A 268-nucleotide genomic window follows, 5' to 3' on the forward strand; every position below is an offset into this window, starting at 1 on the left:
CGCGGCAGACGCGGTGAGCACCAACGCAAAATGCTGGATTGGTGGCTGTATCTGAAAACGCAACTGCCTGGCGATCCAATACAGATCGCCAGACAGTCCAACTGGGGCCAGGACCAACTCGCCAAAGTTACAACCCTGACCCGAAACGAGAACCAAGCCGACTATGAAACAGGACGACCAGCCCTCTACGACAACGGTATCGATACCGAGTACACACACTCAATCGGCATCCAAAAAGGCCACATCTAACCCCCGCGACACGCCGATA

At 55.2% G+C, this 268-nt stretch carries 1 pseudogene; it reads left to right on the forward strand.

What is annotated here, in order from left to right:
- Nucleotides 1-249: pseudogene (locus HMPREF2736_RS02395) on the forward strand (IS256 family transposase); the annotation flags it as partial.
- Nucleotides 250-268 lie beyond the last annotated feature (19 nt).

It is taken from the genome of Corynebacterium sp. HMSC036E10 (genome assembly GCF_001836265.1).
Taxonomy (GTDB): Bacteria; Actinomycetota; Actinomycetes; order Mycobacteriales; family Mycobacteriaceae; genus Corynebacterium; species Corynebacterium coyleae.